Below are 13,809 nucleotides of genomic sequence, written 5' to 3' on the forward strand. Positions count from 1 at the left end.
ACGGAACGGCACCCCACCTCGTCTTACTCGGAGGCCAGGCGTGTCGTTCGTGCACCCAGACCCTGTCGGCGCCATCTTGAGCTCGGCCCTGGACGGGATCGCCCTGCGACAGCGGGTGATCGCGGACAACATCGCGAACGTCGACACCCCCGGCTACCGGGCGAGCAGCGTCGACTTCGAGAGCAGCCTGCGGGCCGCGATCGCGTCCGGCGACCCGAGCGTCGTCGGCGCCCCGGAGCTGGTGGCCACCGACACCCCCGTCGGCGCCAACGGCAACAACGTCGACCTCCGCAAGGAGACGCTGGCGGCCGTGCAGTCCCAGTTCCAGTACCAGATGATCACGCGGGCGACGAGCGACCGCTTCGACCTCATCAAGACCGTGGCGGGCTCCTGATGGGCGCCTTCGACCTGCTCAGCATCGCCGGCTCCGCGCTCGGCGTGCACCAGACGTGGCTCGACACGCTCGCGTCGAACATCTCCAACGTCAACACCGTCACGCCGACCAGCCAGAACGCCTTCCAGGCCCAGATGCTGATCATCCGCTCCGCCCCCGGCGGGGGCGTGGAGGTCGCGGGCATCGCGCAGAGCGACCCGGCCGGCCGACTCGTGTCCGACCCGGGCAACCCGCTCGCCGACGCGGACGGCTACGTCCGGGCCCCCGACATGGACCTGTCCAGCCAGATGACCCAGCTGATCATGGCCCAGCGCGGCTTCCAGGCCTCCGTCCAGGTCACCAAGGAAGCCCAGGAGAGCTACCAGAGCGCCCTGCAGATCGGTCGTGCCTGATGAGCGTCAGCGGGATCGAGGCCGCGGGCTTCACGCCGTACGTCGCGCCGCAGCTGCCGACCGGCGCCCCGAGCGTCGCCGGCAGCTCGACGGCCGGTGCCGCCTTCGGCGACCTGGTGCTCGACGGTCTCGACCGGCTCGAGTCCGTGCAGGACGAGTCCGACCGGCTCGCCGTGCAGGCGGCCACCGGCAACCTCGACAACATCCACGACTACACGATCGCTGCCACCGAGGCGTCGGTCACCGCGCAGCTGACCGTCGCCGTGCGCAACCGGGCCCTCGAGGCGTTCAACGAGATCATGCGGATGCCGATCGGATGAAGCAGAACCTGACCCGCACGCTGACCAGGCTGCGGACCACCTTCCTGTCCTTCACGCCCGGGCAGCGCGTCGTCGCCGTGATCGGCACGGCGGCCCTCGTGCTCGCCGCCTTCATGGTGTTCCGGTGGGTCTCGACGCCGAACTACGCCCCGCTCTACAGCAACCTGGCCTCCGAGGACGCCTCGGCGATCGTCGACGAGCTCGACTCCCAGGGGACGCCGTACCAGCTCGCCAACGGTGGCAGCACGATCATGGTCCCGCGCGACGAGGTCTACTCGACCCGGATCGCGCTCAGCGGCCAGGGCCTGCCCCAGCAGGGCGCCGACGAGGGCTACTCGCTGCTCGACAACCAGGACATCTCCACCTCGGAGTTCCAGGAGCAGACCGACTTCAAGCGCGCAATGGAGGGCGAGCTCGCGAAGACCATCGAGGCCGTCGACGGTGTCAACACCGCCGTCGTCCACCTGGCGCTGCCGCCGACGAAGGTCTTCGCCGACGAGCAGGACCCGCCGACCGCCTCGGTGCTGATCGACACCTCCGCCGGCACGACGTTCGACGCCGAGCAGGTCCAGGCGATCGTGCACCTCGTCGCCGCCAGCGTCGACGGCCTCAACCCCGACGACGTCACGGTCGCCGACTCGTCCGGCAAGGTCTTGTCGAGCGGGGAGACCGGTGGCCTCGGCGCCAGCGCCCGCGACCAGCAGGTCACCGAGTTCCAGCAGCAGAAGAGCCAGCAGATCCAGAGCATGCTCGACCGGGTCCTCGGCCCCGGCAACTCGACCGTCCAGGTGACGGCCGACCTCGACTTCGACAAGTCGGTCTCGGAGTCCACGACGTACGGCAAGAACACGAAGGTGCCGCCGCTCTCGTCGAGCATCAGCACCGAGAAGTACGACGGCCCGGCGGGCAGCGGCGGAGCCAGCGGCGTCGTCGGCCCGGACGGCCAGATGGACTCCCTCACCGGCGGGGGCTCCGGCAGCTCCCGCTACACCAAGGAGTCGGAGACCTCCGACAACGCCGTCGAGACCACCGTCGAGCACCGGGAGACGGCGCCGGGCGCGGTCAACTCGCTGCACGTCGGCGTCGTCCTCGACAGCGCCGCGGCCCAGAACATCAACACCGCCGACGTGCAGAGCCTGATCGCCTCCGCAGTCGGCATCGACCCCCAGCGGGGTGACACCGTCGAGGTGACGACGATGCCCTTCGACCGGACCGCCGACCAGGCGGCCGCCGCCGAGCTGGCCGCTGCGGCCAAGGCCGCGAAGACCGAGCAGATGTGGCAGCTGGTCCGCAACATCGGCATCGCGGTCGCCGTGCTGGCGATGCTGCTGCTGGCCTGGCTGCGCTCACGCCGTCGCGGCCGGCTCCGCGAGGAGACCACGACGTACCTCGTCGAGCAGCTGCGCAACGACGCCCTCGAGCGGGCGGCCGCGGCCGCGGCCCTCGAGACCTCCCCGGCCCTCACCGCGCTCGAGGGTGCCGACCAGGTGGCCGCCGACGGGCTGCGCCGCGACCTCGCCAACCTCGCCGAGAGGCAGCCCGACGACGTCGCCGCGCTGCTCCGCGGCTGGTTGGTGGAGCGTTCGTGATGACGATGAACCTCGCCACGATGGGGATCCGCAAGGCGGCCATCGTGCTCATCCAGCTGGGCCGCGACAACGCCGCCGCCGTCCTCAACCACCTCTCCGACGCCGAGGTCGAGGCGATCTCGGCCGAGATCGCCCGGCTCGAGTACGTCGACGGCACCGAGAGCAGCGCGGTGCTCGCCGAGTTCACCGAGATGGCGACCGCGCGGGCCAACATCGCCCAAGGAGGGCTCGCGTTCGCCCGCACCATGCTCGAGCAGTCGCTCGGCCACGAGCGGGCCCACGAGATCATCGAGCGGCTGCAGGCCGCCGCGATCCAGATGCCGTTCCAGTTCTTGCACCGGGCCGACCCGGCACAGGTCCGGACCTTCATCGCCGACGAGCACCCGCAGGTGATCGCCCTGGTGCTCGCCCACATGACCCCGGACAAGGCGTCGCTGGTGCTCTCCAGCCTGCCGTCGAACCTCCAGGCCCAGGTCGCGCACCGGATCGCGGTCATGGACCGCACCTCGCCCGAGATCATCCGTGCCGTCGAGGCCAGCCTCGAGCGGAAGCTGTCGTCCGTGCTCCAGCCGAGCGAGATGTCCCGGGTCGGCGGCGTCGACCCCCTGGTCAACATCATCAACCGCTCCGACCGGATCACCGAGCGCCAGATCGTCGAGGGCCTCGAGGCGCTCGACGCCGAGCTGGCCGACGAGGTCCGCAGCCGGATGTTCATGTTCGAGGACATCCTCTCCATCGAGGACCGCTCCGTGCAGCTGGTGCTGCGCCAGGTCGAGTCCACGGACCTCGCGCTCGCACTCAAGGGAGTCAGCGACGCCGTCCGCGACAAGATCACCACGAACATGTCCGCCCGGGCCGCCGAGACCCTGCTCGAGGAGGTCGAGCTGCTGGGCGCCGTCCGCCTCGCCCAGGTCGAGGAGGCACAGCAGGCGGTGATCCGCACGATCCGCCAGCTCGAGGAGCAGGGCCAGATCCTGATCCACCGCGGGAACGACGATGAGCTCGTCGTCTGAGGTGCGGCCGGCCGGCTACCGCACGGCCGACCGCCCCGACCTGCGCACCGGCCTCTGGACCCGGCTGGGCGGCAGCGCCGTGCTCGGCGACGAGGCCACCGAGGCGGCCCTCGGCGGCCTCGCCGAGCGCACCCAGCGCGCCGCGCGCGCCCAGGGCTACGCCGTCGGCTGGGCCGAGGGCCGGCAGGAGGCGCTCACCCGCGCGGCCGAGACCGCCGCCCGCGCCGAGGACCAGGTCCGGCTCCAGGAGCAGCGCCGGGCCCGTGAGCACGCCGCCGCCGTCACGGGGCTGGCGCGCGCGGCCGCGGCCCTCGAGGCGGCCACCGCCGAGGTGTCCGCCCGGGTGGCCGAGCAGGCCACCGGGCTCGCCCTCGAGCTCACCCGCTCCCTGGTCGGCCACGAGCTGGCCGTCGCCGCGGAGCCCGGCGCCGGCGTGGTCTCCCGCGTCCTGGCCGTGCTGCCCGAGGGCCCGACCACGCTGGTGCGCCTGCACCCCGACACCGCAGGCACGGACGCCGCCCGGCTGCTCGACGAGCGCGGCGTACGCGTCGTCGTCGATCCCACGCTCGCCCCCGCCGACGCCGTCGTCGAGACCGACACCGCGGCCATCGACCTGCGCGTCTCGACCGCGCTCACCCGGCTCGCGGAGGTGCTGCAATGAGCGTGCTGACCGATGCCCACCGCGAGCGTGCCCGCGCCGCCGTCCGGCCCGTCCGGATGGGGCGCGTCGTCGGGCTGCTCGGCCTGCGCGTCACCGTCTCCGGCATCACCGCCGCCCTCGGCGACCTCCTGGAGGTGCACGGCGCCGCGGGTCCGGTGCCGGTCGAGGTGGTCGCCAGCGGCGGCGGCGTGCTCACCTGTCTGCCGCTCGCCGAGACCACCGGGCTGCGCGCCGGCGACCACGTCCACGACTTCGGCGAGGGCCTGCGGATCCCGGTCGGCGAGGCGCTCCGGGGTCGCGTGCTCGACGGCCTCGGCCGGGCCGTCGACGACGGCCCGTCGCTCGACGACCTCGAGTCCGTGGTCGTCGACCACGTCGTCCCGGCCGCGCTCAGCCGACCACGGATCGACCGCCAGCTCAGCCTCGGCGTGCGCGCCCTCGACGGCCTCATCTCCTGCGGCCGCGGCCAGCGGCTCGGCATCATGGCGGGCTCGGGCGTCGGCAAGTCCAGCCTGCTGTCGATGATCGCCCGCGGCACCGACGCGGAGATCTCGGTGATCGCGCTGATCGGCGAGCGCGGCCGCGAGGTCCGCGAGTTCCTCGAGAACGACCTCGGGGAGGAGGGCCTGCGCCGCTCGATCGTCGTCGTCGCCACCTCCGACGAGCCGCCTGTGGTCCGCCTCCGGGCCGCCTTCGTGGCGACCCGGATCGCCGAGTGGTTCCGCGACAGCGGCCGGCACGTCGTGCTGATGATGGACAGCCTGACCCGCGTCGCCCTCGCCCAGCGCGAGATCGGCCTCTCCGCCGGCGAGCCTCCGGCCACGCGCGGCTTCCCGCCGAGCGTCTTCGCGCTGCTCCCCCGGCTGCTCGAGCGCGCGGGCACCTCCCCGGCCGGCAGCATCACCGGGCTCTACACCGTCCTCGTCGAGGGCGACGACCTGCAGGACCCGATCGGTGACTCCGTCCGGTCGATCCTCGACGGTCACGTCGTGCTCTCCCGCGACCTCGCGACGTCAGGCCACTTCCCGAGCATCGACGTGCTCGAGTCGATCTCCCGCGTCGCGTCGGCGGTCATCGAACCGACCGCACGCCAGGACGCCCAGCACCTGCGCCGGCTGCTCGCGGCGCACCGCTCGGTCCGCGAGCTGGTCGAGATCGGCGCCTACGTCGCCGGCACCGACCCGGACGCCGACCAGGCCCTCGCGCTGATGCCGCGGATCAACGCCTTCCTGCGCCAGGACATGGACGACAGCACCGACGCGGCCGACACCTGGTCCGCGCTGCACGAGCTGGTGACCCCGTGACCCGGCACGGGAGCCTCGGCGGCCTGGTCCGGCTGCGCGGCGTGCGTGAGCGGGACAGCCGGATCGGCTTGGCCACCGCCCTCGCCGAGGAGCGGGCCGTGACGGCGACGGTGGCCGAGCTCGAGCGCCGGCTCCTGGCCCTGCCGGCCCCGGTCTCCACCGACCTCGCGACGTTCCGGGCCCTCCAGCACCGGGTCGAGACGCTCGGCGTGGCCCTGGTCGACGCCCGCACCGGCCAGGAGGTGGCCCGGCAGATCGCACTCGAGGCACGCACCCGCTGGATCGAGGACCGCAGCCGGCTCGCCGCCGTCGAGTCGCTCGTGGCCCGCCGTGCGGCGGCGGTCCGCGAGGAGCGCCGCCGGCAGGAGAACCGCGAGCTCGACGAGATCGCCGGAGAGCTCTGGCGCCGCCAGCACGCCGCGGCCGACGAGGAGGCGTCGTGAGCATCGCGGACGTCACCTCCCGCATCGGTCAGATCCAGGCCCAGCTGGCCCTGCTCGCCCCCACCGGGGGGAGCGCGGCCTCCTCCGCGGCCTTCGCCACCTCGATGAGCGCGGTCTCGGCCGCCGGCGCCACCTCGGCCGCCGACGCAACCACCGCAGGCGAGGCCGTGGTCGCCTCGGCGAAGAAGTACCTCGGCGTCCCCTACGTCTGGGGCGGCACCGACCCGGCGTCGGGCCTGGACTGCTCCGGTCTCGTGCAGCGTGCCTACGCCGACCTCGGCTACGACCTGCCCCGCGTCTCCTACGAGCAGGCGACGGCCGGCCGGCCGGTCGCGAGCCTCGCCCAGGCACAGCCGGGTGACATCTTGGCCTTCGGCTCGCCGGTCCACCACGTCGGCATCTACCTGGGCGACAACCAGATGATCGAGGCACCCCGCCCGGGTCTCGAGGTGCGGGTCGGCCCGGTCTACGAGACCCCGTCCGCGATCCGGCGGATCGTCCCCGACGCCACCAGCGCGGTCACCCCGGCGTGGGCGACCCCGACGGCACGCGTCGCCGCAGGCACGCCGTACTCCGGGCTGTTCGAGGCGGCCGCGCAGAAGTACGGCGTCAGCCCGACCCTGCTGGCCGCGGTCGCCCGCCAGGAGTCCGGCTTCGACCCGACCGTGACCAGCCCCGCCGGTGCGCAGGGCCTGATGCAGCTGATGCCCGCGACGGCCCGGGGCCTCGGCGTCAGCGACCCGTTCGACCCCGCCCAGGCGGTCGACGGCGCCGCCCGCCTGCTGAGCAGCCTGCTCGACCGCTTCGGCAGCACCCCGCTCGCGCTCGCCGCCTACAACGCCGGCCCGGGTGCCGTGCTGCGGTACGGCGGCGTGCCCCCCTACCCGGAGACGACGAACTACGTCCGCTCCGTCATGTCCATGGTGGAGGCCGCATGACCATGTCCACGCCCATCCTCGGCCCGGTCCCGTCTGCGGCGCCGGGCACCGCAACGACCGCGCCCCCGGCCGGGAGCGACGCCGGCGACGCGTTCCTCGCCCTCGTGCTGGGCCTGCTCGACGAGACGTCCGGCCAGGCCGCGGCCACCGCCCCGCCGATGCCCGAGGTGCCGGCCGACGCGACCGCCACCGACTCCGCCCCTGACGCCGCCCTTGATTCCGCCACCGCCGACACCGCGACCGAGGCCGCCGCGGCCGGGCTGGTGGTCGCGCCGATGGTCCCTCCCCTGGTCCAGGTCGCGGTGACGACCGCGGTCGTCCCGGCTGCCGTCGAGCCGGCCGCTCCTCCCTCGGACGGGTCGCCCCTCCCCCTGGCTGCGGAGATCCCGGCCGGGACGGCGACCCCGGCTCCGGTGCGGGCCGACATCGGCGACCCCGGCACGGACCCGGACCCGGCCGCCTCCGCCCCTGCTCCCCCGGCGCCCCCGGAGCCCGTCGCCGGCACCGCCCCGGAGTCGTCGACCACCCCGGTCCCGACCGCCGGCGCGGCCGCGCCGGTGGCGTCCACCCCGACGGCCCCGACGGCCCCGACCGACATCCACCGGATCGGCCGGCAGGTCTTCTCGGAGGTCGTCCGGGTCGTCGCCGACCCGGACGGGCCGCGCCGGGTGACGGTGCGGCTCGACCCCGAGTCGCTCGGCGAGGTGCGGGTGGTGCTGACCAGCCGTCGCGGCGGGCTCGACGTCAGCCTCGCGGGCGGCGCCGAGGCCCGGCGCGCGCTCGCCGAGGGCGCCCCCGAGCTGCAACGCCTGCTCGAGGCGATCGGCCGGGGCGACGCGCGGATCACGGTCCGCGACCTCGCCGGCGTGCCCGTGCCGGCCACGGCCCTGGCACCGGTCGTCCAGCCGCCGACCGCAGCCACCGGCCTCTCGGCCGACCTCGCCGGCGGCTCGGGCACCAGCACCGGCAGCGGCACCGGACCCTCGGGTGGCGAGGCCGGCACGCAGGAAGACCCCCGTGGAAGCAGCACCGCCATGGACGGCACCCCGGCCCCGACGGCCCCGTCGCGGCGCACCGAGACGGTCACGGGGGTCCGCACGGGCCTCGACGTGACCATGTGAGGAGACACCGTGTCCGTATCGGCAACCGAGGCCGTCACCCCGGCCGGCATGTACCAGCCGGCGACCAGCCCCGGCTCGACCACCGACAAGGAGATGTTCTTGGACCTCATGGTCGCGCAGCTGCGCTACCAGGACCCGATGAACCCGGCCGACTCCGGCGAGTTCCTGGCCCAGAACGCCCAGTTCACGGCGCTCGAGAAGATGCAGGACGTCGCCGACCAGACCGCCGCCCTGCTGTCCGCCCAGGTGACCTTCGGCGCCGCCGGCCTGGTGGGCAAGAACGTGAGCTACCTCGCCGAGGACGGGACCTCCGTCTCGGGGCTGGTGCAGTCCGTGACCTACGACGCGAGCGGTCCGATGCTCGTCGTCGACGGAGCCCAGGTCACGCTCGGCCAGGTCACGTCCGTCGACGCGGTCGCCAAGACGCCCACCCCCGCGCCCACCCCCGCGCCCACCACTCCCGCACCCACCACCCCCTGATCAGGAGACCACCATGCTTCGCTCCCTCTTCGCCGGCATCAGCGGCCTGCGCGTCAACCAGACCATGCTCGACGTGACCGGCAACAACATCGCCAACGCGAACACCGTCGGCTTCAAGTCGAGCAACACCGTCTTCCAGGACACCCTGTCGCAGATGCTCACCGCGGGCTCGGCCAACAACGGCGGCCGTGGCGGCACCAACCCGGTCCAGGTCGGCCTCGGCGTGCAGGTGGCCGCGACCACCACCAACTTCACCCAGGGCTCGAACGAGACGACGGGCCGGCCCACCGACCTGATGGTCCAGGGCGACGGCTTCTTCGTCGTCAGGAACGGCAGCCAGACCAGCTACACCCGCGCCGGCGCCTTCGGCTGGGACGACACGGGCACGCTGGTCAGCCCGGGCGGCGGTCGGGTGCAGGGCTACACCACCTTCGACGCCACCGGGACCCACACGGGTGCCGTCGGCGACATCAAGCTGCCGACCGACAACGGCGCGACGCCCCCGCAGGACCTCGCGTCGTACGAGATCGGCCGCGACGGCAAGGTGACCTGCACGTTCGAGGACGACAGCAGGCAGGTGATCGGCCAGATCGCGATGGCCGACTTCGCGAACCCGATGGGCCTGTCGAAGGCCGGCGAGACCAGCTTCGTCGCGAGCGCCAGCTCGGGTGGGGCGACCCTCGGCGTGTCCGGCGAGGGCCGCCTGGGCGAGCTCAACCCGGGCTCGCTGGAGATGTCGAACGTCGACCTCGCCGCCGAGTTCACGAACCTGATCCTCGCCCAGCGCGGCTTCCAGGCCAGCTCGCGGGTGATCACCACGTCCGACCAGGTGCTCGAGGACCTGGTCAACATCAAGCGCTGACCCGCCCGGCACGGGCCCGGCACCTGACCCACTCGGGGGACAGGTGCCGGGCCCGTTGCCTGCGCGACGTTCCTCAGGTCCGGAGCCGGACCGCCGATCAGTCCCTGCGAGCCGCCACGGACGGCAGCTCGGTACTTGGCACAAGGACGGTGCACCCATGATCACCCTCACGCGACTCTCCGGGACGACGTTCGCGCTCAACTCGGACCTGATCGAGCGCGTCGACGCCACGCCGGACACCGTGGTCACGCTGGTCGACGGCAAGAAGTACGTCGTGACCGACAGCCTCCAGGACATCGTCGCGGCGGTCCGCCGGCATCGGGGGGAGGTGCTCGCGCTGAGCACGTTCGCCGACCTCGAGCCACGGGCGGCACCCAGGCTCCGCCTCGGCGCGGTCCCCCAGCTCGACCGGGCGGACTCCTGATGGATCCGGCAACCCTGATCGGGGTGCTGCTCGCCTTCCTCGTGGTGATCGTCGCCAACGTGATGGAGGGCGGCAACCCGATGAGCCTCGTGCTGCTGCCCCCGCTGCTGCTGGTGTTCGGGGCGACCCTGCTGGTGTCGTTCGCCGGGGGGACCGTCGCCGACGCGAAGCTCGCGCTCCGCGGCCTCAAGCACGCCTTCACCGGCAAGGCCCCGACCGCCAACCAGCTCGTCCCCGAGCTGGTCACCCTCGCCGAGAAGGCGCGCCGCGAGGGTCTGCTGGCCCTCGAGGACGCGGTCGCCGGCCTCGACGACCCCTTCCTCGTCCGGGCGCTCACGCTCGCCATCGACGGCACCGACCCCGAGGAGCTGCGCGACATCCTCGAGTCCGAGGTCGTCGCCCAGCGGGCCGAGGCCAAGCAGGCCGCCAAGTTCTTCGCCGCCGCCGGCGGCTACGCCCCGACGATCGGCATCGTCGGCACCGTGATGGGCCTCGTGCACGTCCTCGAGCAGCTGGCGGAGCCGGAGAAGCTCGGCCACCTGATCGCCGGGGCGTTCGTCGCGACGCTGTGGGGCGTGCTGTCGGCCAATCTGCTCTTCCTCCCCATCGCCGCCCGGCTCCAGCGCCTCGGAGAGCTCGAGGTGGCCCGGATGGAGCTCGTCATCGAGGGCGTCTCGGCGCTCCAGGCCGGATCCAACCCCCGGCTCGTGGCCCAGCGCCTGCGCTCGCTGCTCCCGTCCGCCCAGCGTGACGAGGAGGCGGCCTGATGACCGCCCGTCGCCGCCGGCACGAGGAGCCCGAGGAGCCCGACAACCACGAGCGCTGGCTGGTCACCTACGCCGACATGCTCACGCTCCTGATGGTGCTCTTCATCGTCATGTTCGCGATGAGCCAGGTCGACGACAGGAAGTACGCCGCGCTGAGGTCCGGCCTCGCCGAGGGCTTCGGCGCCGAGAGCTCCACCATGTCGGGGACCGACTCGATCCTCGAGGACCGGCCGCCCGCTGCCGGTCCCGAGCTGATCTCCAGCCAGATCTTCCAGGCGCTGCCCGACGAGCAGCGCCAGCTCGTGGTCGACGCGGTCAACGCCGAGGAGACCCGGAGGGTGCAGCGGACCTACGCCGAGGCCGAGACCGAGGCGGACAAGCTCGAGATCGTGCGCAAGAAGCTGATGGCGGCCCTCGTCCGGGCGGGTCTCGAGCACGACGTACGCACCACGATCGACGAGCGCGGGCTCGTGGTCAGCCTGGTCTCGCGGCACGTCGTCTTCCAGGCCGACATCGCCGAGCTGAGCGAGCGCGGGCGCGCCGTGGTCGACACGCTGGCTCCGGTGCTGCGCGAGGTGCCCAACGCGCTGCGCATCGACGGACACACCAACCAGGAGCCCGTGCAGCCGCGCCTCTACGCCACCGACTGGGACCTCTCGGCGGCGCGCGCCGTGACCGTGCTGCGCCGGCTCAACGAGCAGGGCCGCGTGCCCCAGGAGCGGCTCTCGCTGTCGGCGTTCGGCCACGAGCGGCCGCTCGTGGACCCCCGACTGCCCGACTCGCAGCAGGTGAACAAGCGCGTCGACATCGTCGTCCTGCCCGACACCGACGTCGAGTCGAGCGCGCTGATCGACGACGTGATGCAAGCCAGACCGACCGACCGCGCGGGAGCAGAAGGATGAGCGTGACGACGATCAAGCCGGACCAGACGGACAGCCCGGGCGGCGACGTCACCGAGGAGAAGAAGGGCGGCAAGAAGAAGCTCGTGGTCCTCGCCGTCGCCCTGCTGCTGGTGGCGGCCGCAGGCTACTGGTTCCTCCTCAGGCCCAGCGGGCCGACCGAGCCGGAGCCGGGCGCGATCCTCCCGCTCGAGTCGACCCAGATCAACCTCGCCTCCGGCCACTACCTCAAGCTCGGGATCGCGCTGCAGCTGGTGGCGGGAGCCGAGGAGGTGGACGGCAGCAAGGCGCTGGACGCCGCGATCGACCTCTTCAGCGGACGGTCGATCGACGAGGTGTCCAAGGCCGCGAACCGCAAGCACCTGAAGGAGAAGCTGAACGCCGAGCTCGAGGAGGCCTACGAGGGCGAGGTGATGAGCGTCTACTTCACCGAGTTCGTCACCCAGTGAGTGACCCAGTGAGTGACCCAGCGAGTGCCCCGGTGACCTGACCGGTCCGGTTCGCTCACCCATTTCCTTCAGGTTCGGCGCAGGCGCGCCGATCGAGTCTGGCGTGCCCTCCTCCGACGCTCCTGGCGCGCTCGCCGGCGCCGAGCCGCTGCCGTACGACTTCCGTCGTCCGATCCAGCTCTCGCGCGAGCACTCGCGGATGTTGCAGCTGACCCTGGACGGCTTCTGCCGCCAGGCGACGACCGTCTTCACGTCGTCCTTGCGCACCGTCTGCTCGGTCACGCTGTCGTCGATCGAGCAGCGGACGTACGCCGAGTACATCGACTCGCTCGACAACTCGACGTACCTCACGGTCTTCTCCGCGGAGCCGCTGTTCAACCAGGGCGTGCTCGAGATCCCGCTGGTCGCGATCATGACCTGCGTCGACCACATGCTCGGTGGCCCGGGCCGGCTCGAACAGCCGCAGCGCCCGCTCACCGAGATCGAGGGCGGCGTCGCGGGCGGCATGGTCGAGCGCCTGCTCGGCGAGATGCGCTACTCGATGGCCACCATCGTGTCCTTCGACCCCGTCGTCCGCGGTGTGGAGTACAGCCCCCAGTTCGCCCAGGTCGCCGGCGCCTCCGACGTGATGGTCGCAGCCAGCCTGGAGCTGAAGATCAACGACCGCACGTTCCGGATGACGATGTGCATGCCGTTCTCCGGCCTGCTGCCGCACCTCATCCGCGCCGCGGCCCCGTCGCCGGTCTCCGATCGCGAGCGTGAGCAGCGCGCGCGCTCCGCCGCCGAGCTGCACGACCAGTTCCAGCGGGTCCCCGTCGACGTCGCGGTCAGGCTCCGCCCGACCACCCTGGGCCCGGGCGACCTGGCCGCCCTCCAGCCCGGTGACGCGATCCGGCTGCACCACCCCGCCGCCGCGCCCCTCGAGGTGGTCGCCGACGGCATCAGCTTCGCCCACGCCACCGCCGGGACCAGTGGGTTCCGGCTCGCCGCCCTCATCGTGGGCACCCCGAAGGAGACACCATGACCATCGTCTCGACCACGGTCGACACCCAGCTCGCCCTCGCCGCCGCCACTGCCGGAGCCCGGGTGCTCCCCGCGTCCGAGCCGCTGGCCGCGGGCGCGCCCGTGCCGGGTGACGCCGCCGCGGCCGAGCCGTTCGCGGGCGCCGTGCTCGCCGACCTCGAGGGCTCGGTCGCCGGACGGATCGCCGTGCTCGTCGGCGACGACCTGGTCGCCGCGCTCGCCGGCAGCCCGCTCGGCGGGCTCGACCTGGCCGCCGCGCTCCAGCCGACGCTGGACGCGGTCGCCGAGGGCCTCGGTGCCCGCGTCGGCGCCGCCCGCCAGGTCGACCTCGGCCTGGTCGTCCACGACCTCGGCGGCGCGTTCGTCGCCGTCCCGCTCGCCGGGTCCGGCCCGGTGGCCGCGATCCTGATCCCCGAGACCGTGCTCGTGCCGGCCCCGCAGGCGCTCGAGGCACCCGCGCCGGCTCCGATCGAGGGCCGGCGCCGCGGGATCGAGCTGCTGCACGGCGTCGACATGGAGGTCACGGTCGAGATCGGCCGCACCCGGATGACCGTGCGGGAGCTCCTCGACCTCTCCCCCGGCGCCGTCCTCGAGCTCGACCGCGCCGCCGGCAGCCCTGCTGACCTCCTGGTCAACGGGCGCCTGATCGCTCGCGGCGAGGTCGTCGTGATCGACGAGGACTTCGGCCTCCGGATCACCGAGATCGTCACCGACGCCGCGGCGGGCTGAC

The 13,809-nt window shown here is 73.1% G+C and carries 18 protein-coding genes; all 18 read left to right on the forward strand.

Annotation, left to right across the window (positions count from 1 at the left end):
- Positions 1 to 49: 49 nt before the first annotated feature.
- The gene (locus tag PD653B2_RS25925; RefSeq protein WP_278247510.1) at positions 50 to 394 is read left to right on the forward strand and encodes a flagellar basal body rod protein FlgB; all 345 of its coding nucleotides are present in this window, start codon (positions 50 to 52) and stop codon (positions 392 to 394) included.
- Entirely contained in the window at positions 394 to 786 is a 393-nt protein-coding gene (locus tag PD653B2_RS17245; RefSeq protein ID WP_085873626.1) for a flagellar basal body rod protein FlgC, read from the forward strand. Before PD653B2_RS25925 ends, PD653B2_RS17245 begins: the two co-directional genes overlap by 1 nt.
- A complete protein-coding gene (gene fliE, locus PD653B2_RS17250) occupies positions 786 to 1,106 on the forward strand; it encodes a flagellar hook-basal body complex protein FliE (RefSeq protein ID WP_085873627.1) in 321 nt (106 codons plus the stop codon). The genes PD653B2_RS17245 and fliE overlap by 1 nt, the downstream gene beginning before the upstream one ends.
- Positions 1,103 to 2,695, forward strand: a complete 1,593-nt coding sequence (fliF, locus tag PD653B2_RS17255; RefSeq protein ID WP_085873628.1) for a flagellar basal-body MS-ring/collar protein FliF — start codon at positions 1,103 to 1,105, stop codon at positions 2,693 to 2,695. Before fliE ends, fliF begins: the two co-directional genes overlap by 4 nt.
- A complete protein-coding gene (fliG, locus tag PD653B2_RS17260; RefSeq protein ID WP_089504001.1) occupies positions 2,695 to 3,708 on the forward strand; it encodes a flagellar motor switch protein FliG in 1,014 nt (337 codons plus the stop codon). The genes fliF and fliG overlap by 1 nt, the downstream gene beginning before the upstream one ends.
- Positions 3,692 to 4,369: a FliH/SctL family protein gene (locus tag PD653B2_RS17265; protein WP_123061250.1), complete on the forward strand. Its 678-nt coding sequence runs from the start codon at positions 3,692 to 3,694 to the stop codon at positions 4,367 to 4,369. Before fliG ends, PD653B2_RS17265 begins: the two co-directional genes overlap by 17 nt.
- Positions 4,366 to 5,673: a FliI/YscN family ATPase gene (locus PD653B2_RS17270; RefSeq protein WP_085873631.1), complete on the forward strand. Its 1,308-nt coding sequence runs from the start codon at positions 4,366 to 4,368 to the stop codon at positions 5,671 to 5,673. Before PD653B2_RS17265 ends, PD653B2_RS17270 begins: the two co-directional genes overlap by 4 nt.
- Positions 5,670 to 6,116: a flagellar FliJ family protein gene (locus PD653B2_RS17275; RefSeq protein WP_165763519.1), complete on the forward strand. Its 447-nt coding sequence runs from the start codon at positions 5,670 to 5,672 to the stop codon at positions 6,114 to 6,116. The genes PD653B2_RS17270 and PD653B2_RS17275 overlap by 4 nt, the downstream gene beginning before the upstream one ends.
- Positions 6,113 to 7,054 (forward strand): transglycosylase SLT domain-containing protein, encoded by a 942-nt coding sequence (locus tag PD653B2_RS17280; protein ID WP_165763520.1) that lies wholly within the window; start codon positions 6,113 to 6,115, stop codon positions 7,052 to 7,054. The genes PD653B2_RS17275 and PD653B2_RS17280 overlap by 4 nt, the downstream gene beginning before the upstream one ends.
- Positions 7,051 to 8,175, forward strand: a complete 1,125-nt coding sequence (locus tag PD653B2_RS17285; protein ID WP_133059084.1) for a flagellar hook-length control protein FliK — start codon at positions 7,051 to 7,053, stop codon at positions 8,173 to 8,175. Before PD653B2_RS17280 ends, PD653B2_RS17285 begins: the two co-directional genes overlap by 4 nt.
- 9 nt (positions 8,176 to 8,184) lie before the next feature.
- A complete protein-coding gene (locus PD653B2_RS17290) occupies positions 8,185 to 8,655 on the forward strand; it encodes a flagellar hook capping FlgD N-terminal domain-containing protein (protein WP_085873634.1) in 471 nt (156 codons plus the stop codon).
- 13 nt (positions 8,656 to 8,668) lie between these two features.
- Positions 8,669 to 9,517 carry a flagellar hook-basal body complex protein gene (locus PD653B2_RS17295; protein WP_085873635.1) on the forward strand — a complete coding sequence of 283 codons (849 nt, stop codon included), beginning with the start codon at positions 8,669 to 8,671 and terminating at the stop codon, positions 9,515 to 9,517.
- A gap of 157 nt (positions 9,518 to 9,674) precedes the next feature.
- Positions 9,675 to 9,941 carry a flagellar FlbD family protein gene (locus tag PD653B2_RS17300; protein WP_085873636.1) on the forward strand — a complete coding sequence of 89 codons (267 nt, stop codon included), beginning with the start codon at positions 9,675 to 9,677 and terminating at the stop codon, positions 9,939 to 9,941.
- Entirely contained in the window at positions 9,941 to 10,708 is a 768-nt protein-coding gene (locus tag PD653B2_RS17305; RefSeq protein ID WP_085873637.1) for a motility protein A, read from the forward strand. The genes PD653B2_RS17300 and PD653B2_RS17305 overlap by 1 nt, the downstream gene beginning before the upstream one ends.
- Positions 10,708 to 11,610 (forward strand): OmpA/MotB family protein, encoded by a 903-nt coding sequence (locus tag PD653B2_RS17310; RefSeq protein WP_085873638.1) that lies wholly within the window; start codon positions 10,708 to 10,710, stop codon positions 11,608 to 11,610. Before PD653B2_RS17305 ends, PD653B2_RS17310 begins: the two co-directional genes overlap by 1 nt.
- The gene (locus PD653B2_RS17315) at positions 11,607 to 12,056 is read left to right on the forward strand and encodes a flagellar basal body-associated FliL family protein (RefSeq protein WP_085873639.1); all 450 of its coding nucleotides are present in this window, start codon (positions 11,607 to 11,609) and stop codon (positions 12,054 to 12,056) included. Before PD653B2_RS17310 ends, PD653B2_RS17315 begins: the two co-directional genes overlap by 4 nt.
- 103 nt (positions 12,057 to 12,159) lie before the next feature.
- Entirely contained in the window at positions 12,160 to 13,080 is a 921-nt protein-coding gene (locus tag PD653B2_RS17320) for a flagellar motor switch protein FliM (protein ID WP_242665331.1), read from the forward strand.
- Entirely contained in the window at positions 13,077 to 13,808 is a 732-nt protein-coding gene (gene fliN, locus PD653B2_RS17325) for a flagellar motor switch protein FliN (protein WP_085873641.1), read from the forward strand. The genes PD653B2_RS17320 and fliN overlap by 4 nt, the downstream gene beginning before the upstream one ends.
- Position 13,809: the final 1 nt, after the last annotated feature.

This window comes from Nocardioides sp. PD653-B2 (genome assembly GCF_002117935.1).
GTDB lineage: Bacteria > Actinomycetota > Actinomycetes > Propionibacteriales > Nocardioidaceae > Nocardioides.